Source organism: Deltaproteobacteria bacterium (genome assembly GCA_018668695.1).
Classification (GTDB): domain Bacteria; phylum Myxococcota; class XYA12-FULL-58-9; order XYA12-FULL-58-9; family JABJBS01; genus JABJBS01.
Genome location: JABJBS010000234.1, coordinates 1 through 20,642, shown reverse-complemented (window position 1 = coordinate 20,642; position 20,642 = coordinate 1). Strand labels below are relative to the sequence as shown.

19 protein-coding genes are annotated in these 20,642 nt (G+C 49.8%); 6 read left to right on the top strand and 13 right to left on the bottom strand.

All coding sequences use genetic code 11. The annotated features are described in order from the left end of the window. Positions 1–1,503, top strand: a 1,503-nt coding sequence (locus tag HOK28_12625) for a hypothetical protein (GenBank protein MBT6433936.1), incomplete at its 5' end; no start/stop codon positions are given. Between the two features lie 399 nt (positions 1,504–1,902). On the opposite strand, the gene HOK28_12620 is transcribed toward HOK28_12625, so the two are convergent. Continuing rightward, complete coding sequence (locus tag HOK28_12620; protein MBT6433935.1) at positions 1,903–2,766, bottom strand: hypothetical protein; 864 nt, start codon at positions 2,764–2,766, stop codon at positions 1,903–1,905. 66 nt (positions 2,767–2,832) lie between these two features. Between HOK28_12620 and HOK28_12615 the strand changes: the two genes are divergently transcribed. Further along, complete coding sequence (locus tag HOK28_12615; GenBank protein MBT6433934.1) at positions 2,833–3,966, top strand: radical SAM protein; 1,134 nt, start codon at positions 2,833–2,835, stop codon at positions 3,964–3,966. A gap of 30 nt (positions 3,967–3,996) precedes the next feature. Here HOK28_12615 and HOK28_12610 read toward each other — a convergent pair whose 3' ends face one another. The 5 genes from HOK28_12610 to HOK28_12590 all read right to left on the bottom strand — a co-directional run bounded on the left by HOK28_12610 (position 3,997) and on the right by HOK28_12590 (position 9,634). Further along, positions 3,997–4,470 (bottom strand): hypothetical protein, encoded by a 474-nt coding sequence (locus HOK28_12610; protein MBT6433933.1) that lies wholly within the window; start codon positions 4,468–4,470, stop codon positions 3,997–3,999. Next, positions 4,470–5,627, bottom strand: coding sequence for a pyridoxal phosphate-dependent aminotransferase (locus HOK28_12605; protein MBT6433932.1), 1,158 nt, complete (start codon positions 5,625–5,627; stop codon positions 4,470–4,472). The genes HOK28_12610 and HOK28_12605 overlap by 1 nt, the downstream gene beginning before the upstream one ends. 71 nt (positions 5,628–5,698) lie before the next feature. Further along, positions 5,699–6,613, bottom strand: a complete 915-nt coding sequence (locus tag HOK28_12600; protein ID MBT6433931.1) for a hypothetical protein — start codon at positions 6,611–6,613, stop codon at positions 5,699–5,701. A gap of 69 nt (positions 6,614–6,682) precedes the next feature. Then, the gene (locus tag HOK28_12595; protein ID MBT6433930.1) at positions 6,683–7,468 is read right to left on the bottom strand and encodes a hypothetical protein; all 786 of its coding nucleotides are present in this window, start codon (positions 7,466–7,468) and stop codon (positions 6,683–6,685) included. 165 nt (positions 7,469–7,633) lie between these two features. After that, positions 7,634–9,634: a hypothetical protein gene (locus tag HOK28_12590; protein MBT6433929.1), complete on the bottom strand. Its 2,001-nt coding sequence runs from the start codon at positions 9,632–9,634 to the stop codon at positions 7,634–7,636. A 495-nt stretch (positions 9,635–10,129) separates the two neighbouring features. Here HOK28_12590 and HOK28_12585 point away from each other — a divergent pair, with 495 nt between their 5' ends. From HOK28_12585 to HOK28_12575, 3 genes are all read left to right on the top strand, one after another. Beyond that, positions 10,130–11,623 carry a leucyl aminopeptidase gene (locus HOK28_12585; protein ID MBT6433928.1) on the top strand — a complete coding sequence of 498 codons (1,494 nt, stop codon included), beginning with the start codon at positions 10,130–10,132 and terminating at the stop codon, positions 11,621–11,623. A gap of 11 nt (positions 11,624–11,634) precedes the next feature. Then, positions 11,635–12,393 carry a hypothetical protein gene (locus HOK28_12580; GenBank protein ID MBT6433927.1) on the top strand — a complete coding sequence of 253 codons (759 nt, stop codon included), beginning with the start codon at positions 11,635–11,637 and terminating at the stop codon, positions 12,391–12,393. A 98-nt stretch (positions 12,394–12,491) separates the two neighbouring features. Next, a complete protein-coding gene (locus HOK28_12575) occupies positions 12,492–13,667 on the top strand; it encodes an alpha/beta hydrolase (protein ID MBT6433926.1) in 1,176 nt (391 codons plus the stop codon). Positions 13,668–13,679: 12 nt separating this feature from the next. Here the strand turns inward: HOK28_12575 and HOK28_12570 are convergent, their stop codons facing one another. The 5 genes from HOK28_12570 to HOK28_12550 form a co-directional block, all read right to left on the bottom strand. Beyond that, positions 13,680–14,321, bottom strand: a complete 642-nt coding sequence (locus HOK28_12570; protein MBT6433925.1) for a DUF3347 domain-containing protein — start codon at positions 14,319–14,321, stop codon at positions 13,680–13,682. A 15-nt stretch (positions 14,322–14,336) separates the two neighbouring features. Beyond that, positions 14,337–14,921 carry a hypothetical protein gene (locus tag HOK28_12565; protein MBT6433924.1) on the bottom strand — a complete coding sequence of 195 codons (585 nt, stop codon included), beginning with the start codon at positions 14,919–14,921 and terminating at the stop codon, positions 14,337–14,339. 93 nt (positions 14,922–15,014) lie between these two features. After that, a complete protein-coding gene (locus HOK28_12560) occupies positions 15,015–15,722 on the bottom strand; it encodes a HEAT repeat domain-containing protein (GenBank protein MBT6433923.1) in 708 nt (235 codons plus the stop codon). 39 nt (positions 15,723–15,761) lie between these two features. Next, positions 15,762–16,808, bottom strand: coding sequence for a stage 0 sporulation protein (locus tag HOK28_12555; GenBank protein ID MBT6433922.1), 1,047 nt, complete (start codon positions 16,806–16,808; stop codon positions 15,762–15,764). 33 nt (positions 16,809–16,841) lie between these two features. Continuing rightward, positions 16,842–17,792, bottom strand: a complete 951-nt coding sequence (locus HOK28_12550) for a DNA polymerase III subunit delta' (protein MBT6433921.1) — start codon at positions 17,790–17,792, stop codon at positions 16,842–16,844. Positions 17,793–17,875: 83 nt separating this feature from the next. On the opposite strand from HOK28_12550, the gene HOK28_12545 reads away from it, so the two are divergent. Next, a complete protein-coding gene (locus HOK28_12545; protein MBT6433920.1) occupies positions 17,876–19,030 on the top strand; it encodes a KamA family radical SAM protein in 1,155 nt (384 codons plus the stop codon). Here HOK28_12545 and HOK28_12540 read toward each other — a convergent pair. Both HOK28_12540 and HOK28_12535 read right to left on the bottom strand, forming a co-directional pair. Further along, complete coding sequence (locus HOK28_12540) at positions 18,979–20,040, bottom strand: glycosyltransferase family 9 protein (protein ID MBT6433919.1); 1,062 nt, start codon at positions 20,038–20,040, stop codon at positions 18,979–18,981. The two genes, HOK28_12545 and HOK28_12540, sit on opposite strands and share 52 nt — an antisense overlap. 6 nt (positions 20,041–20,046) lie before the next feature. Beyond that, positions 20,047–20,592 carry a CDP-diacylglycerol--glycerol-3-phosphate 3-phosphatidyltransferase gene (locus tag HOK28_12535; protein MBT6433918.1) on the bottom strand — a complete coding sequence of 182 codons (546 nt, stop codon included), beginning with the start codon at positions 20,590–20,592 and terminating at the stop codon, positions 20,047–20,049. Between the last annotated feature and the right edge of the window lie 50 nt (positions 20,593–20,642).

The following is a 20,642-nucleotide window of genomic DNA, read 5'->3' as shown; positions in this document are numbered from 1 at the left end:
TCCGGACTCTTGCCTCACCGCAGTTACTGCTTTGCAGTTGAGGCTGTCGACAATGCAGGAAACGCAAGCAGCATTGCAGGTAAACAGGCGGAGCGAGAGTTCTTCTTTGTCAATGCGGTGGCAGTGGATGACATGAATCCTTCTTCACCAGTATTGGATGGTGGGCAGACTTACATTACTTACGGAGGCGCTGCGACTATCACGGATGTCTTGGTCTTAGACTTTGATGGAGATAATAACTCCGACTTTATCTTACAAAGCCTTGGTGGCCTTGAGGTTTACCTGTCAACTTTACGTGATTCTGGCGGCTCATACCCAATCTCGATTGCGGCTGCAGCTAATGGCAGTGGCTTCTTTGCCTATGGGGCAGGTGTTGGTGATTTTGATAATGATGGTTTTGACGACTTTGCGGTCGGCGATTCTTTCGCATCGGACGGAGCGAGTGGCGGGGCTGTTTATGTCTATTATGGTCGCGATGATAGTGCTTCAGGATCTCCTTGGTGGGGCGTGGGTGCTGCTGACGCCGATCATCCAAGTGTAACTGCAGACGTTATTATCCTGGGCGCCGCTGCAAGTTGGACAGGTCTAAACATCAGTTTCGTGGATGTTAACGATACTGCTGGTGATGAGTTGGTATTCACAAGCCCATTTACAGCAAACCGAGCAGTCTTTGGAATCAGCGGTGGAGACCGTTCAATTTTCACTCAAACCAAGCTTGAACTGGTGAGTGCCGGAGCGGGTGCCGGGGAGATCGCACCTAGCTTTACGATAACGGGTTATGCTGGTGATGCCAGTGGAATGCTTACCTTTGGCGAAAACATATCGGCGGCTGACTTAGACGGTGATGGGGTTAACGAACTCGTATTTGCTGATAGTACTATCCAGCACGCGCCAGGAGATTTTCCAAATGCTTTTGGTGAGGTGTACGTGTTTAATGCTTCAGGATTGACGGATAGCCAGAGTTTGGTGTCCCCAACATCATTGGTAACAACCATTCGTCGTCCCATTAATGGAGGTTTCGGCTCGCGAATTGCGGTGCTGACTCAGCCACGAGCGGGAGATTCAGCTGACTGGTTGGCTATTAACACAAGTTCAAATACTTCGGTTGCCTTGTTTAAAGGAACAAGCACCCCGACACTGGACCCTGCTGTTACAGCCGGTTTAATACCTCTAGCCTATGACGTTTCGGGCCTCGCTGAAATGACCTACGATGTCTTAGACAGTAACCAATGGGATGGCAGTAGTGGCGGTAGCTACTTTGGGACAGAGCTAGCATTTGTTAACCTAGGTTCTCACTTTTTGGTGGCAGCGCCAGGTTTGGAAGGCTCCAGTCCTCTGTTCTTTTATAGCTATGATTCAGGAACTGATACTATGGTTAAGAAAGCGGTTATTCCGGGTACTGCTGCAGGCTACGCGCTGAAGATAAAAGCCTCCACAACTGACGGAATAGGTAACTTGCTTATACTAAATAAATCTGATTATAACTCCACCGCTATTAAGTAAGTAATTAATTCGGGCGATACGAAAGGCAGTAGAAATGAATTCTCAAAATAAGGGAAAAGAGCCTAGGCAAAAGCGGCAATACAGTGCGCCTTGTATCTCTCACGAGGATACATTTGCACGAACGAGCCTTGGAGCTTGCAGTAATAGCGCTTCCAACGCAGCATGTAACTCCGGTTTCCCGGGTACTTGTGCTAACTCAGCCCCATATGCGTCAGGTACTTGTCCGTAAGCCTGTTTCCCCATGCACTTGCGCGACTATCTGCCTGATACGGATCGGGCCAACGACCTATTGGGACGTCCTTTAAATCATAGGGCACGTTGGTTTACGGTTCGGCAATGATCTATGAAATAGGAACCAGGACTATTCGGTCCTGCGAGTTTTTATACACTTCAATCCACCTAAACGTGAAAAAGCGACTCAACCTTCTTAGCAACCCGCGGGCCATCTAGGCTGAATAACAAATCTTGGCCCTGCGCCAAGACTGATGCCAAAACCAAGATATCAAATGTTTGCTCACACTCTCGGTAAGCTTCTGCTGGGAGGACTTGGTTGTGAACGAGTATTTTCATAATACTTGAGGCATCGATAGGGCGACTTTTGATTGCCGGGGATTGTATTAAGTTGAGAACTAGAGCGAGTTGGCCTGAACGGTGCTTTCTATTTTTATCCCAAGTTTCAGAAAACGGTGTGGAGAATACCTCAATGGAACCCGTTTTTTCTCGAAGCACAATAAATTCGTCATTAAGCTGAAGAGGCTCTTCGAACATCGAGAAGAAAGTGCTTTTACCGGTGTCACTGTCACCAGGTGCAATCACGACTTTATCGCCAATTCGTACGGCTGCTCCATGAATCGTTGCGGCAGATTCTCTGGCCAAGAGTGTGATAAATATAACTCCAATACTGCGCCGTAAACCAAAAGCCAGTGGTGTATCTTCTTCAGGGAATGGGCCTTCTCCAGACCAAACTCGCTTGGCTTTAGTGAAATTGATTCTCCCTATCTGAGAATCAAAATTATATTCGATAAAGAAATAGGGAGCTTGGTCCACCTCGAAGCCATTATTTAAGTAACGAATTTGAGGGATGAAGCTCGACTCTCCAAACTTTGGTTCCAATTTTTCTACTTCAACGATCTCGACTTCAGTGACCGGGGAACGATCTCTAATAAAGTTCCGATATCGAATATTCATGGTCTCCCGGAGCTCGGGTGCTGTTGTAAAGCAAACACCTAATTCCGCGATTTCAATACAGAATTTATTGTTCATGGTTTACCTTGGCTCCTTTGCCCAAATAAGGTATGTCTGGCTTAAACCATACACATGGCGGCAATCATGCCCGATCTCACATTTATTCCTCAAAATCCAGCAAACAATTCGGCCTATAATCTGCTTAGAAGTAAGCTGGTAGGAAGAGTGCACCCGCTTGATATTACAATCGAAGTCACTCAAAAATGTAATCTAAAATGTACCCATTGTTATAATTTTGACAGAGAGCAACGGTCTCCTCCGAACGTCGCATCAGAACTTAGCTCTGAAAAGATATTAGATGTGATTGATCAGGTGGTTGCAGCAGGATGCTGGAATATCACTTTTACGGGCGGTGAAGTTCTCGTTCACCCAGATCTCTACCGATTTATTGAAAGAGCGCGTGACCACAGCTGCCGAGTGGCGATTAAAACGAATGGTGTTTTACTCAATGACAAGAGAGCGAGGCGCTTAGCGGAATTGGGTGTTCATAACGTATGGATCAGCTTTTACGGGACCGATGCCAAGACGCATGACGACCTCACGGCAGTTCCGTCTTCTTTTGAAAAAAGCATGGCCGCTATTGAATCTGTTTTGAAGCACGGAATGACCTTGAGTATCGCTTCAGTATTAACCAACGATAATGTGGACCAGGTTGCTGGCTTACACGCTATGGCAAAAAAGTACAATGCTGGCTTCGTAATCACTCCCGAAGTGACAGCTAGGTACGATGGAACTGATAGCTCCCGTAAACACTTACCTGTTATCGATAATATGCGTCGAGCGTTTACGGATAATCCTGAGGTTTTCGGAGCTGTTCCAGATTTTAACCCCGATCGGTTTATGCAGTGCTCCTGCGCCGAAACAGGATGCGCTATTGCCAGTAACGGTGATGTCTATCCTTGTATTAACGCGCCATTGAAAGCGGGGAGTATTCTTGAATCGAGTTTTCAAGATATCTGGACCAACTCACCGCTCTTTCAAAAAATTCGCTCCCTGAAGCCTCAAGATTTTAAAGATTGCCAGGGATGTGACGATAAACCTTGGTGCTCTCGAAGTTCCGGCACAGTGTTTACGAATACCGGAGATTACTTAGGCGCGGATCCAGTGACTTGCACACAGGCAGGGATTCGCCGCGAAGTTTGGGAAGCAAAAAACGGAAGCGTAGACGTTCAAGAGAAGTCTCGAGAGTTCCTAATGAACAATTCATCCGCGTCCTAGCCCGCTGTCGGAGTGCATCTAAGACGTGAGTTATTCCGATATCACTTGAACATCTACTAACGCTCTTGCCTTGATGTACCTTTTAATACTTGAAGGTAGTATCAGGCCCAGCGCTTTCCTAACCTCTGTTGGGCATTGACGAAGCAGTTGTTGAAAGAGCCTAATTTGGTATGCTCTTCGGTCCCTATGGTGGCTTATTACTCGCCCAATGATTTGCGACTCTTCAATCTCTTCACCGTTGGTCGCGTAAAGAGCGTCCCCTCTCAAGTGGAAGACACCATCGTTTATTTCTATAACTCGATGGGTCACCCAATGTGACTCTAGTAAAAACAGCGCAACGTCCCCAACTCCCGGCCGCTGTCCGTCCACGATCAATAGGTCGCCAATATCAAATGTGGGGCGCATGCTTCCGGAAGAAACGCGGCAGCGAACTTGTTGACCTTTTTGGAGGGCCTGCAGCTGTAAAGAGTCTGTAATGTCTTTGGGTGCAATAAACTGAGCCATTACGATTTAAAATTTGAGATTTGATTACACGCTTGGTCAATCAGATGGTCTTCAATTGCAAAGCAGAACCTAAGCAACTTTTGTCCTTCATCACCTTGATAAAACGCAGTGCCTGGAACTGATGCAATCTTGCAGGTTTCTAAGAGATGTAAGGCTGCTTCTTTGGATGTTTTAAAACCAAAATCAGAAATGTCAGCGAGGACATAATATGCGCCTTTTGGTATAATGGGTCTCATACCAGCCTCTGTTAAAGCGCCGCAAAATGTATCCCGTTTTTTCTGGTACTTGGTCTGTAAATTGTCAAAGAAACTCTTGTCCATATCGAACCCAGCCGCTGCACCAAGTTGGAGTGGGGTGGGTGCACAGATGTAATAGATATCACTTACTAATGTTAGGGCCTGTGCCAGTTCGGGTCGAGCAGTTGCGTAGCCTAAGCGCCAGCCAGTCACGCTGAAGGTTTTAGATACGCCCATGATGGTGACCGAGCGTTCTCGAATATTTCCAACTGATGCAGGTGAGATATGTTCTTGCCCGTCGTAACGAATGTACTCGTATATCTCGTCCGAGATAACGAGCAAGTCAAACTCTTCGGCAAGCTTATCAATCAATTCAAGTTCTGAACGACTGTACATTTTTCCACTTGGATTGGCAGGTGTACATACTACAATAGCTCTTGTATTCGGCTTGATGGCCGCACGAATCGCGGCTTCCTCCAATGAAAAATCGGGGGCTTTTAATGTTACAAATTGGGGCTCGATCCCAGCGATAGCGGCGCAGTTTAAATGGTAGCCATAGTAGGGCTCAAACAAAATCATTCCGTCGCCCGGATTCAGAAGTCCAAGCATGGTCGAGCAAAATGCGCCAGTGGAACCCACTGTGACAACCACTTCGGAGTTTGGATCGGCGATGATGTCGTTGTCTCGCGCCAGTTTTTCGGCAATTTTTTCTCGAAGTGCTACCGTACCCTCCGCATAGGAGTAACGGCTTTCGCGGTTGTTGATGGCAGCTATCGCGGCCTCTTTGACTGGATTCGGAGTTGGCATGTCGCAGACTCCCTGACCCATATTAATACCGCCGACTCTTACACATTCCTTCGTCATGGTTCGGATATCCGAGATGCCCAAAGAGCCGAGTCTGCTTGAACGAAAACCTGTCATGATGATTAATCTCCTTGGCAGCGCCATAGCTATGCTTGAATGAAATCACAAGCTCCAGTGGTTGTGTAGTCTTATGGCAGCGCTTGACCATTAAGAAACTTATCGAACCAGTCTTTACTAAAATGCTGGATGGAGGCCAGGGTGGGCATTCGACCTTCTAGGTGTGCACGGAGGATACCATTATGAACTAGCAAAATCGCTGGGATTTTTTGGTCTAAGGCTTCATAGGTTTCTTGTGAGATGGAATAGATTGGAAAGGGAGGCTGCAGCGTGTCTTGAAAGATTTTGAGTTCATCGCCGGAGCTTGGCGTTAAACCGACCAATTTGAGTCTGGGCTCGTTTTGGAAGGTTTGGATTTGAGGCATTGCATCCCAGCATTTAGAGCAGCCCGCGTGAAATACAATAAGAGCAACCGAGCCTTGAGAAAGCTCAGGTATATCTACCCCTAATTGCGGCAGGGGTTGGCCATAGATGAGTGTAGGCGTTTGAAAGTGCGGTTTCTCCCTGCTTGTTCCGGTAGCGAGTGCCACGAGGACACAAGCTGAGCCGATGAGCCAGCCTTTCCAAGGGTTGAATTGAGGTTGGAATGGCTCAAACCGCAGAGCGCAATACGCAGCGAGCATGCATCCAATATTTCTGAATATTGCTAAGGGCGGTGAGAGATCGGAAAAACTTCCCAAGCAGCCACATGACTCAAGGTTCCCGCCGAGTAAGCCATAGCCGATTAACAAACAAAAGCCGGCTAACATAACGATGCTCGCCCAAAGTGCTTCGCGAACCCTGAATCCGAGGAGAAGCGTTAAGCCAAGGAGGGTCTCGATGGATGGTAGGAGAAACGCAGCATAAGCAAAGAGTCGCGGAAGTTGGTATTGCTCTCCGAGCAGCTCGACGAATCCTCCGAAATCGGATGCCTTGGATGCAGCAGCGATCAGCCAGAAAAAACCGAGTAAAAGCCTGAAGCCGATTGAAAGATATTCTAAACGCAACGGGAGAAGCCTTCATTTTAAGTCAGCGATGATGCCGTGATAACTCTTAAATTCTATTTTGCCATGTCTTTATTCGGGTTCTGTGTTTTGTCGATTTTTGAGAAAAAATCCAGACACGGAGGCGCGTGGGATGCTACCGGCAGCATTGGAGACAGGATTGACTCGGTGGTAGGCGCCTTCTTTAATGAATACCAACCGATTTGGTTTGGTTGCAATATAAAGGCCCAGGCCCGAATCCATCAGTATAGGGTTTTCAAATCGATTATCTAGGTATGGCTCTATTGTTTTTCTTTCTAAAGATTTAATTTCGTTATCTTCGACTTCAAAAACGACAACACTGGGTAACTGTTCAACCAAAGCCGACGTGTCCGCATTTGAGATAAGAAGTTCACCACCATTAACTGCGTTCCATTCTGGGTTGCAATAGAAGCTAAATGCACCGCAGTAGAGGCCTGTATCAATATGCCACGAGAGCCCCGAGCCAATCGGATAAAGGTGTGGTGAAGCTATCATTCGGGTCCAGTCAGTACCTTTTGTACCAATAAGTTCGGGATGAGCATCAGCTCCTTCAATTGTTTTTTCGAGTAGCTTATCGATGATGGTTTGAGTGGGGTAGTGGAGTGCTTCTAATTTGTCTACCGGTTCAGAATATTCAGGATCTTCGACCACTGAACAGCTTATTAAGGGGCCCTTCATCACTTCACCATCATGAAGTCGCCAGACTTTCTGCCAGCCTTGATTGTGAACGGATTGGTATTCTGCCATTTGCATATACTTCCAAAGTTCTTGGAGTTCAGCAGGCTCCAAGACATTGTCGTATACCGCGCATTGCTCAGTTTTTAGAACGCAATCCATCTACACTTCCTTGGTTGGAGCTAAACGAACTATCTTACTAGGTGAAACAGAGCAACTGTATGCGCTAGTCGCTTGCCACAGTTGGGAATAGAAGCAGGAGGTTAGAAAAAAAGAGGAACTCCAGGTGATCGATTCACCTCAGCCCCTCTTAGTTCTAACGTTTTATCAATCCACACAGAACTGAGCCGTATAAACCCCAGTACCGGCAGAATCCGTGAGCTGCATCATCTGGCAAGATTTGCCAGTGAGTCCGCCGATACAGTCTGTATCCAGCGCACACATCGTGGTGCAGGTGCTGTTTACGCACCAGTCGCTGTTGCAGTCACTGTTGGCGCTGCAGCTCACACCATCGGCAAGCATGCCCGCACCAAGCTTAGGCTGGCATACTGGAACCCAGCCTGTTTGAGCTGTGGCATTGGTTGGCCAGCCGTCGCATACTTTTCCGGCAGAGCAATCCGCGTTGGAGCGGCAGTGGTTGAGGCATGTGCCGTTGCACGTGTTGCCGGTACCGCAGTCTGTGGCGCTGTTGCACATCTTGGTGCTGTCATTGCTACAGGTACCGCCGCAAAGGCCAGTATCGCATTCATAACCGGCGGTGCAGCTTTCGCCAGCACCAGCATAGGTCACGGTATCACTGCCGATGCAGTAGTGAACATCTAACATCTCGTAGACAGACGTATCGGCCGTAGTGGGTACCCAAGCTCCGTAGCAGGTTTCGCCGCTGTTACAGTCTCGGCCCGCGCGGCAGGAGCGCATACATTCGGTTTCACTCATACAGTAAAGCGTCTGGCAGCCCGAGTTGGCAGCTGAGCAGCTATCACCGGGTTGTAGGTCGAAGGGCTGTCCTGGAAAGACTGAACCGTCTTCAAGAGTGGCTGGCATCACGGCAGAAGGAATGCAGATCGACACGCCGTCGAGTCCGCCTTGGTCAAAGTTGTAGCAAGCAAAGTTGGCTGGGCAATCGGCCGTTCCGCCTTTGCCAGAACCAATGCAGCTTCGTGTGCAGAAGTTTTCGTTGTTGATGCCCAAGCAGGAAAGTCCTGTCTGACAATCATTCTCACTCACGCAGCTTGCGCCAAGTGGGCCGTTGCCTGGAGTCGATGAAGACTCACATACCCCGTCGTTGCAGACGAGGCCTTCGCATTGGCTGCTGTCGGTGCAGGCGCCGCAGCTTCCGGCTAAGCAAACCTGACCTGGCGAGCAGTCGATGTTGGCCGTGCACTCAGGCGTGGTAGGCGTTTCGCATACGCCGCTGTTGCAGATTTCTCCGGTACGGCACTCTGAATCGTACATACAAGCGCTGCAGCGCCCCGACCAGCAGCCAAGTCCGGCTGGGCATTGGTCAGCAGTCGTACATTCAGATGCAAGGCAGCTTCCTGCTTCGCAGATCATATCGGTGGTCACGCTGTCCCAGCACTCAAAGTCGTAGGCGCAGTTTGAGCAACTGCCGCTGATACAGGCCAGCCCATTGCATTCGGAAGTAAATTGGCAGCCGCCGCTTCCAGTATTGTCGTTGACGCAAACGCCAGCATTGCAAACCCGTCCGTCGCCGCATTGAGCATCGGCCGAGCATGGAACGCATTCGCCCGCGCCCAAGTCGCAGATGTAACCGATCGGATCACAATCTGCTTGAGTGGTACATGCCGGTGCGCCGGAGTTGCCGCTTTCGACGCAGCTGTTGAGTTGGCAAGTGCTACCGCTCGGGCAGTGGCTATCGACCGTGCATTCCACACAGGCGCCAGAGCTTAGTTCGCAAACGAGGTCGCCATCACAATCAGCATCGCCGGTGCAAAGTGAACCGTCGCCGCACGTATTATCAGCCATGCATTCAAGCCCTACGTCGCAGTGTTCATCGACGAGGCAATCCACGCAGGTGCCGCTTGAGAGGTCGCAAAAGAGCCCGATAGAGCAGTCGTTATTGCTGCTGCAGCTTTCTGGGCCAGGTTGATTCGAGGAGGAAGTGTCTTCTTGGCAAATACCGGCATTGCAAATTTCGCCGAGTTCGCAGTCTGCATCCATGATGCAATAGCCTGAAGCGGGTGTTTCGGTGGGTTCGCTGCAATCACCTGAGGGGCAACCGGTATTCATATTACGGGCGCCGCAAGCAGTGATGAAAGTGATGAACAGCAATGTGAGGCTTAGTGAAATAATATTTTTTAAGGGCATCTTGTCTTGGTTTCTCCTGACACATGGGCCGTGTAGAAAGATTGTTTAAGATGTATGTTGGGGTGGTTAAACAACATATATTAACCGCCCGAGTAGGAGCATATCGGCCTATTTTCAGGCCTGTCAAACACATTATCGACTCTTTGAATGTTGATTATTCAAACTTTAGATCGGCCTCTAGCCGACGAATCAGCGGTGGATAACCCTTTCAGCCGAACGATTTGTAAGGGTTATGCCTACTTTGTCTTACATGTGGGTTTGGAGGTTATCCAAAGATTTCGGGTGAAAACCTAAGTCTTGATGCCAAGAAAGCCGCTTTGATCCCCTACGGCTCATCGCCGCTTCTTCTATTCTCGAGGTTTTAAGCCAGCCGTTCCATGACCGCGATGATGTTCTTAGTTTTAAAACAGATGAACTTAGGTTGCTGACTATGGCTTCCATGGCGCGATTACGGTATATCGGCGGCGTTGAATCTACGTTTTGGGAGTGTCTGCTATGCAAATTTCGATGTTTTCCGGTGAACCGACAGAAGTTAAAGCCGATTTGGTTGTTTATGGTGTTTATGAAGGTCGAAAGACTGGCAACGATGCTTACGATACGCGAGCCAAAGAGCTGGGTAAGTCATTCACAGCTATTCTAAAGAAGCGCGACTTCACGGGTAAGCGTGGGCAAAATTATTCACTCGAAACTTTGGAAGCTGGCAGCATCATGGTTGTTGGTTTGGGAGATCCTGAAACCGTAAGCAGTGCCGATTGGATTGCGGCGGCGGGAACCGCAGCTCGCACGGGCGATAAGCACGGTGCCAAGAGTGTTGTTCTGCTTTTACCAAACACCGAAGCGCCTCTAGACGGTATTATCGAATTGGTTGCACGTGGTGCGGTCATGGGAACTTACCGGTTCAACGCATACAAAACGAAGGATAACGCGTGCAGCGTTCGCAAAGTTCAAATCGGGCTGGGCAGCGCCAAGCTAGACAATGCAGATCGCAAAGTACTGAATACGTCAGTTGAGCGTGGTGTCATCATTGGCGAAGGTGTTTGCACCGGCCGTGATCTTGTTAATGAGCCACCCAATGAACTTTATCCTGAATCTTTTGCCGACCGTGCAAAAGCGATGTCCAATGAGATTGGTTTGAAGATCAAAATTATGGGCCCAACTCAGCTTACGAAGATGGGTGCCAATTTGATTATGGCCGTTGGTAAGGGCAGCGAGCAAAAGCCTCGCTTGGTTCATATGACTTATACGCCAGAGAAGGCGGCGGATCGTAAGAAGAAGCCAATAGTATTTGTTGGCAAAGGCATTACTTTTGATTCGGGTGGACTTTGCATCAAGCCGGCCAGTGGTATGCAAGGCATGAAGATGGATATGGGCGGCGCAGCTGCGGTCATGGGTGCTATGCACGCCATTGGCCGATTGAAGCCAAACGTACCCGTGCACGGTATTTTGTCTTGTGCGGAAAACATGCCTGCGGCCAATGCTTACCGCCTCGATGACGTTGTAACGAGCATGCAGGGCTTGACGGTTGAAATTAACAACACAGATGCTGAGGGGCGACTCGTTTTGGCGGATGCTTTGCATTATGCGACAGCACTTAAGCCTGAATGTATCATTGACCTCGCTACTTTAACGGGTGCCATCGTTGTCGCTTTGGGCGGGTCAGTAGGCCTCTTCAGTAACAGCGATGACTTGGCGGGCGACTTGCTCATGCATTCAGATAATGCCGGTGAGGACTTTTGGCGCATGCCTTTGACTGAGAAGCTTAACGATATGCTTAAGAGCGATATCGCAGATACGAAAAATACAGGAGAGCGTGCCGGTGGCTCCATTACGGCAGCACTCTTTTTGCAGAAGTTTGTTGGCGACAATACCTGGGCACACTTGGATATTGCCGGTGCAGCTTTTGGAAGTTCAACAGCCGGCGCTGCAACCAAGGGCGGAAGCGGCGCAGCGGTAGCAACTCTTGTTGGTTTTGCTACGGCTGATTCCTAATTTAGGACAGCATGACGAATTGGCGTAATCTTCTCATACAGGCCAAAGAAATCTTAGTGGCCGGGCGAACTCATGAGGCATTGCAGCTTTGTGATCGCGCGGCTCTTGAGAGTGAAGATGCACGCTATGGCGCTGCGCTGATTCGTGGAGCGATTCATTTAGAAATGGGTGACCCCGCGGGTGCTTTAAGTGCGTACCAAGCGGTGGCAGAATTAGGTAAGCCCGACGCAGAACTCGATTGTGCGCGCGGCTTGGCTCATTTTGAGCTTGCTGAAATCCCAGAGGCTGAAGCTGCAATTCGCAGTGCGCTTCGTATCGACGAGCGATTGGCTCAAGGCCATTACACTTTGGCTTTGATTTTAGAGCTTAAGGCAAGCCGAGCGGCTGACTCTCATTTTCGAAGAGCACGCGAGTTGGCTCCGGGCCAGTACCCTGAAGATCGCAGCCGAACCCGTGAAGAGTTTGAAGTTTTATTAAATCGAGCAGCCTCTACGCTTCCCACCGACGTGGTTGAGCACATACGCAAGTTCCCCATCGTCGTAGCTGATTTACCGGTTCTTGATGAACTCCAAAAGATTCAGCCTCGTATGTCCCCGCAATCTTTGGCTTTGGTGCTGGGCTCAGCAGAAGCCAGCCCAGTACAGCCATGCCTTTTGATCTTTAAGCGAAATGTTGAACGTGCTTTTCGAGACGAAGACTTAATTGAAGCTGGTGTAAGGCTGGCTGTAATCCGCGAATTTACCCGTGCTTTAGGGCTAGAAGACTCTTAAGAGAGGGTTTTGGCTCAGTGCATCATATCGCTTGTTGAACCTGTTGGCGGCTGCTATGCCCTTGGTTCCAGAGCTATAAGCGAAGTAGGATATCCACTATGGTCACTGAAGAATATATCGCCTCATTTGATGGTACCCGCCTTTTCACCGAGACATTTGGTGAGGGTGATGTGCCCGTGGTTCTCTGTGACGGCCTCGGCTGTGATGGGTTTATTTGGCAACACTTAACGCCAGTGTTTAGAGATAGGTGTAAGTTCTATCATTTTCACTACCGCGGCCATGGACTCTCGAATGAGCCAGCCGTGGAGAACGCCACCACGGTGCGCGACCTACGCTCAGACCTTTGTGCGGTCATGGATCATTACGGTCTCGATAAAGCGCTGCTTCTTGGGCACTCGATGGGCGTCCAAGTGATATTAGATTTCGCGATTCAATACCCAGAGCGAACCATGGGAATCGTACCGATGTGCGGCAGCTATGGTCACCCGCTGGATACATTTCATAACACGGATATTGGCGGTAAAATTTTGCCCCACTTACGGCGTTTGATGTCTTTGTCGCCAAGCATTGCTCAAAAGTTCTGGACGAAAACGCTGACCACAGAATTGGCATACCAAGTTGCGGTTAATCTAGAAGTGAATGGCAAAATTCTAAAGCGCGAAGAGTTTGGCCCATACTTTCAGCACCTCGCAGCAATGAACGTAAGTGTGTTCCTTGGTGTGGTGGCGGGGCTGATGGACCACTCTACCGAAAGCCAGTTACCTGATGTGAACGTGCCAGCACTGGTCGTCGGTGGACAGCACGATACGTTCACACCTGGCTGGCTCTCCGAGAGAATGGTCGATTTACTCCCCGATGCTGAACTTTTGATGATTCCCGGTGGCTCTCATGTGGCGCCGATTGAGATTCCAGAGCTTTTGCATCTAAGACTCAAAAAGTTCATCGATAATCGTATGGTTCCGCAGCTCAAGTCGGGTAAGACGAAAACCAAAAAGCCGAAGGCTAAAGTTGAAAAGTCCGCGGAGGTAACTTCCAAGAAAAAGGAAGAGAAAAAATCCGCTAAGAAAGCAGACAAGCAAGCGGCCAAATCGGCAAAACAGTTTCTAAGCGTTTGGGAAGAAACGGTTGAGGAAGCTGAGGTTCAGGCAAAAGAAGAGCTTAAAGTTGAAAGCCCTGCCAAGAAACCGAAAAAGGATAAAGGCGCTAAGAAAGACAAGTCGAAAAAGAGAAAGAAAGATAAGAAGTCAGCTAAGTCTGATTCTGCTCAAGCTTAATTAAGCTTCTACTTACTCCTCTTCGGAGCCAGCTGCCTTTGCGGCGTTGGCTTCTTCCTGAGCTTTTTCCAGCTCAGCAATCGATGTACCCGACCACACAATCTGACCGGAAGTAAGCATCTGGGAGCCATAATAGGGGTTTTTGGTTGGGCCCTTATTTTGTAGCCATGTCGCATTGGCTACCGGGCAATAAATCACATCAATACCTACGGGCTTGGAGAGATTAGCCCAAGTGGCCATAGGCTTTGAGAGAGCTTTAAACGCGAGCCTGAGATCGGCCAAGCTCTTGGCCTTGTACATTTTACGAGCAGACACGCGTAGCTTCTTAGGAAGTGTTCGGTACATTGGATTGAAATCTTCAGGAACCAATTTCAAATTAAAATTTTTGGCCTTCAACGCAATGAGCCCGGCCGACCGGCCCACACGCCAGGTGGAGTCCTCGGCCAAATAGTTTTGTATTTCCAAGTAGACTTGGAGCACCTCGAGCATCAAGTTCTCAAGTGCTTTCTCATCGGTGACCGGTTCTGCTTCGGCTTGAGTTCCATCAGGTGGAGGAGGCAAGTCCGACGTATCCACCTTTGGCTCAGCCAAGGCGGTACCGGAGAGTAGAAAAACCAATCCAAGCATTGTCGAAAATGTCGTCAGCTTATTCATGCTCTATGATCTGAACTATTCTTCGTCTGATGAAAAGGTATAAGTGGCTCCGATACGAACTTCTGCGATCCAGAAGAGACGATATTTCTTCTCGCCATCGGGATTGAGCCGCTCTGTCATGGTCATCTCTGTACGCGGGGTGAGCCCTACCTCAGCAAAGAACGGTACTTTCCCCAGCTTTACAATACGACCCATGCTGCCACCGACCGAGAGGCGTTGTTCACCAGCGTCTTCGTCAAGAAGGTGAGCGATGCCCAAGTGTAACCTTGCATACCAGCCGGGGAAGAATTCAGCAGTCATAGTTGGCCGAATCTGCAAGTCAGTTTTACCGCGCCGCATGGCATCGACCATGTAGTTGATCCCAAGCTCCACACGAAACATTTTGTCGAGCTGGTAGCCGGGGGAAATCATGAGACTGGTCGCTCGAGCCTGACCAACTGGTGGCGGCTTAAACTGTAATTCTTGTCCTATGCTCATGGCCAGAGTGAGATCTCCGGCTTGCGCGTAGGGTGTCATAAAGCTGAAAAATAAAAATAGCGCCCAGGAACAGGCGAATCGATGCCTAGCATGCACAATCATGGCTCCTACCTCCTTCCGCATAATGCGGCCTCTCCACGTACACATTATACCGCGGATATGAGGATGCAGCACCATCTTTCCAGATTTTCTTAATTTTTTCAGTTTATTGGCGGATTACCGGTGAAGATTGATGGCTTCATCAATATCTTCGGCCAAATGGCCCTCGCACTGGGCTCGGATTCGTTTCAAAGCAGCCAGACCCTCGGGTGAAGGAATAAGGCCCAAAGAGCGAGCAGCAACGTCTTGCATCGGGTCGTTTGAGTCCTCAAGAATCCCAACAAGTGCTGCGACTGCTTCAGGATGGCTCGATTCAGCCATGAAATGAATAGCCGCGGCGCGTTCGGCAAACTTACGACTCGAGAGTTTTTCTTGCAGGTAGTCTTGGCCCTCGGGGCTTTTGAGTGCGCAAAGTGCGGCTGCCGCCTGAAGCTTATCAGCCCAGGGCATGAAAAACCGGGTCAAAATATCTCGTAAAGGCCCTAGGGCCAGTGGATCGCCCATCGTTCCCAAGGCGCGAATAGCATCCAAACGCAGCGCACGCGATCGGGTGGCGCCTAGAAGAAGTGGGGTGGCGCGGAAATCATGAAGCTCTGCCATGGCAATGGCGGTTTCAAATCGGACAAATGTGGTCGGGTCATCAAGGAGCTGGGCCAGTGTTTCCTGAACTTTCGCATCGAGGGTATTGAGTTCGTGGGTCCGCATCCTGTCACCAATCGCACAGGCTGCCGCGGCTCGTTCCCCAGGAATTTCGGAACGCATCAGAGTTTCTAATTCAGGAATCGATGCGCCGTCGAGTTCGCCATTGGGTGATGATGTGGTCATTGGAAAGGGCGAGTAAAGAAGCTATGGCTTGCTGTCAAGTCAGCTGGTCTCGTCCTTTTTGGCGGGAGACTTCTTTTTAGGCTTACGACGACGTTTTCGCTTTTTCTTAACTTCCCCAGATCCCTCGTCGTTTTGCTTGGCCTCAGCCTTCTCGGGGTGTTGAACTTCTGAGCTCTTGGGTCTGGCCTCAGCGGCGGGCTTATCTTGGGGTTTCGGTTTCTTCGCTTTTTTCGGTTGGTCTGGCTGTGTGGTGATACGCTCTACTTGAGATGCTTCGTATTCTTGCATCCCGCCAGCATTGAGAAAGACTCGGACTTTCCCTCTTAGAATATCCAAATCGCGAACTTTTCCGTCTCCGTCTGGTGTGGCGACGCGTTTACCCGGTTTGGGTAAGCCCTTTGCTTTCTCTTTATAGAGACCATGTTCATATTCGAGGCAGCACCTGAGTCTTCCACAGCGGCCGGATAGCTTTTGCTGGTTCAGCGTGAGGTTTTGGTCTTTGGCCATACGAATCGAGATGGACTTAAATTCCGGTAGAAAGGTAGAACAGCAGAGTTTACGGCCGCAAAGGCCAGTGCCTCCCACATGCCGGGCGGCATCGCGTATCCCGATCTGGCGCATTTCCACTCGCGTCTTGAGCTGTTTGGACAAACTTTTGACGAGGGTTCTAAAATCGATTCGGTCATTGCTGGTGAAAAAATACGTGGTGTAGCTGCCGTCGTGAGAAAGTTCAGCCGATATAACCTTCATATCGAGCTTCATTTTGTGGACGGTTTCCCGGCAGAGCATCAATGCTTTATGTTCTTGTTTTTGACGTTTGGCTGCTATTTGCTCGTCGTCTTTATTGGCAGGGCGAATCAACTCGGCGGTGACAGGATCCTCGGGCATGACTCGGGAGCGCGCAATGACGGTGGCCATGCTGCTACCGGTTTCAGTATCCACGATAACTTTTTGACCTTCTCGCATTTCTCCAGAAGATGTGGTGATCCATCGGTTGTTGCCGATGATGCCAAGACGAGCCAAAGCGCCGTAGCGTTTGGGCGCTTGTTCATCGCTTGTCTCATTATCAACTTTATCGTCAGCCATACTCTGTGATCTTAGCGAAACTTTAAGGGCTCGTCACGAATGTGACCCATTGAGGCAGAGTAAAACACTCTCAAGCCCCAGTTTTTCGTTTGGATTAAAAACCCAATCCTTTTGGAGCTGCTCAAGACGCTTGATAGCGCTGACCAGATGATTTCGGTTGAGGGGTTCGATGGGTTCTCCTAGGCGGGGGTTAACATTGGCCCCGAGCTGATAGGCGAGTTGATTGCGCAGCTCGACGGCCAGCAGCTCTAAGGAAAGCTCTGCCTTGGCCCTGTTTGCACCTAAAAACTGAGCCATTTCAGGCACTTCACCAAGTTTGGCCGGCTGCATGGCCTGGCGCAGCGTAGCTAGAATGTCTTCCGCACCTTGCTCAATTTTATCGAGTGCTGCATCAACATTGGCACCCACTAACGCGGCGAGTGCTGGAGCAGTATTGGGCTCAATCCCGCCGGCAATCAATGCTTCAATGGCTGCTTTCGGGTTCGACGCTTCGAGCCGGATACGTTGGCTGCGTGACCGCACGGTGGGTAAAAGTGAACGAAACCGTTTTACTGTGAGAATGAAGCAGCAAGGCCCTGGAGGTTCTTCGAGGGTTTTAAGAAGCGCGTTTTGAGCCGCTGCATTCATGGTATCGGCCCCTTGAATCAAAATGACTTTACGCTCCGCTTCAATGGCTCTGAGGGAGAGCCGGCCGGCCATCTCTCGGATGGTGTCGATTCGGATTTTGCCTTTTTCATCGGGTTCGATGGAGATAAAGTCGGGATGATTGCCACCGATTAATTTTTTACGGCAAATGCAGTTTTCAGGATCTTGAGTATCCTGGCAAAGAACCTCAGTGGCCATGGCCATTGCGAGATCGGCAGATACATTTTCGTCCGGACCCGCCATGACATAGGCGTGGTGAAGACGGCCTGAGGCAAACACCTGCTGAATATGTGTGACAGCCTCTGGCTGGTTGGCTTTGAGCTCTTCAAGACTTAGCATAATCAGGTCTATAGCACTGCCAAGGTGTCTCTTACCACCGGGTAGGCGTTCCCAATTGAGGTCTACTAAGCTAAAAGAGAGCTATGGATACGGTCATACAAATCTCAAGGCACAGGCGCTTTTCTGAAGCGACAGACGAGCAATGGAACGATTGGCGATGGCAGCTGAAAAACAGGCTTTCCACCCCTGAAGATTTGGAAGGCTTGGTCAAGCTCGATTCTAAAAAACGTGAAGATATTCGGGCTGCTTCAGCGCAATTTTTGATGGGCATCACACCTTATTATGCATCGCTTATGCAAGAGGCCGATGAGACCGATCCGATTTACTTACAGTCGGTTCCGCAGGCGGCAGAACTTGAGCTTGCCTCCGATGACCTTGAAGATCCCCTGGCCGAAGATACCTACATGCCAACTGAGGGGCTGACCCACCGCTACCCAGACCGTGCATTGCTCTACACCAGTCACAACTGCCCGGTTTATTGTCGCCATTGTAACCGGCGCCGTAAGGTGGGCGATCCAAAGTCTGCTTTGAGCCGAAAGGCATTGGATGAGGCAGTAGATTACGTTCGTCGAACGCCGGAGATTCGAGATTTATTAGTTTCGGGCGGCGACCCGCTGAGCCTAAGCGATAAGAAGCTTGATATCCTTCTCACTGAACTTCGAGAGATTAAGCATCTTGAAATCATTCGTTTGGCAACCCGCAACCCGGTCACGCTGCCTCAGCGTATCACGCCGCAACTCATCGAGGTTCTTAAGAAGCACCACCCGATTTACATCAGTACGCATTTTAATCATTTAAGAGAATGCACCCCCGAGGCAGAGCTTGCCCTGAACCGTTTGGCGGATGGAGGCTGTGTCATCAGCAACCAAATGGTGCTTTTAAAAGGTGTGAATGAAGACCCTGCGATGGTGAAGGAAATGAACCGCTGGCTCTTAGCGCGCAGGTGTCGCCCTTATTATATTTTCCAATGCGACTCGGTTGAAGGCGTGAGTCATTTTAAGACGCCGGTTCGAAGTGGCTTGAAGATTATCGAAGAGCTCCGTGGGTGGACCAGCGGCCTTGCTGTTCCGCATTATGTTGTTGATTTACCTGAAGGGGGAGGGAAGGTACCGCTCTTGCCGGAATACCTCGTTTCCCAAAATGGTAAAAAACTAACTTTTAAAAACTATGCGGGCGAAGTGTACCACTATGTCGAAGGCGGGGATTCAAGCCTATCGATAAAAGCTGCGAGTTCCTGAAGCGCGTCTTCTCCAAACCCATTTTGAGCATCAATCACCGCATTGAACCCATCTGTGTAGCCATATCGAGCCGGCGGTGTGCTCACGAATATCCCAAGTGTAGGCTTTCCTGTTGCAGCTGCGATGTGCATCGGGCCGGTATCACACGACACAACGAGGGTTGCCTGAGACATCAGGTAGGCCAAAGCACTTAAGCTGGTGGGCGGGGCAAGACTTGCCTGTTTGCAGAGGGCTAGGGTTTCTTCAGCGAGTTTTATCTCTGCGGGGCCGTAGGTGAGTGTGACCTGATGGCCACGGTCGATGATGGTTTGAGCGATGACGGCGTAGGTTTGAGCGTCGAGCTGTTTGTCTTGAAGGCGGGCGCCCACATTTAGAATGGCTTGAGGCGTGAGCGCCTGGTTTTGCTCTTGTTGGCCTTTGCGAAGAATCTTTTGCCCGAGGCTGATACTTCGAGTGGTGGCTTGTCCGGGCAGGGCGCTTAGGAGCTGCAGCCTAAGATCTATTTCGTGGCTCGTTGGTGTTTCGTGAATCTGCACGGGGTGCGTAAAAATAGTGTCCACTCCAGGCAAACCAACACCAGTGGTAAAGCGGGCTTTAGAGAAACGCGCAATGAGGGCTTGGGTGGTGGAGGGAAAGGTCGGGTTGGATGCATCGATGATGAGGTCGTAGTTGTTAGCTCTTATCTTTTTCCACACAGAAAACACGCCGCCTTGTCCGAAGAATGTTTTCTTATCGAAGCAAAGGACCTGGTCGATGGCTTGGTGCTCTTCGAGTAAAATAGAACTGCGCTGATTCACGACCACATCGAGAGAGGCTTGAGGAAAGCGAAGCTTGAGTGAACTTAAAAGCGGCGTGAGTAGAATGAGGTTACCCACGCGCGGATCGAGGCGAATGACGGCAATACGATCTAAGCGGCTGATGGGCTCACGGCAGCTCACTGAAAGTAACTTGGCGCAAAGCCAAAGCAGAAGCTTACGACCGAGCATTTCCAGTTTTTTAATGGGAGACATAAGGCTTTATGCGGCGGCTTTTCGCGCTGCAGTCGCGGCGGCAAAACCACGTGCGTAGCTGATGCCTGACGTGATGGCGAGAACAAGCGAGATATAGGTAAGTATCATTCCAACTTGGTGACAGCTGATGGTGCCAGAGAAGAAATAGAAGTCGATGTACCAGTTGTAGTGCATAATCAGTGCGCAGGTACCAAGAGAAGTGAAAAGCGTTTTGAGTTTTCCACCCGCATCGGCGGCAATAATGATGCCTTCAGCGGCGGCAATGGTGCGCAAACCAGTGACCGCGAATTCCCGCGTGAGGATAACCATGATGACCCAACCGGGTATCCGCTCATCTGGAAGTTGCATCAAAGCAATCAGTGTAACCAATACGAAAAGTTTATCTGCAAGAGGGTCTAGGAACTGACCCAGCATGGTAACGGTGTTGGTTCGCCGGGCAATGGCTCCGTCTACAACATCGAGAATCATACCCAATCCATAGAGCAGTCCGGCCCAAAAGCAGGTCTCACGGGTTTCGATGCCTGGATAAATCAGCCAACAAATAATTGGCAAGAGCAGCAGCCGCCCCATGGTTAATATATTTGGTAAGTTCCACACGATGA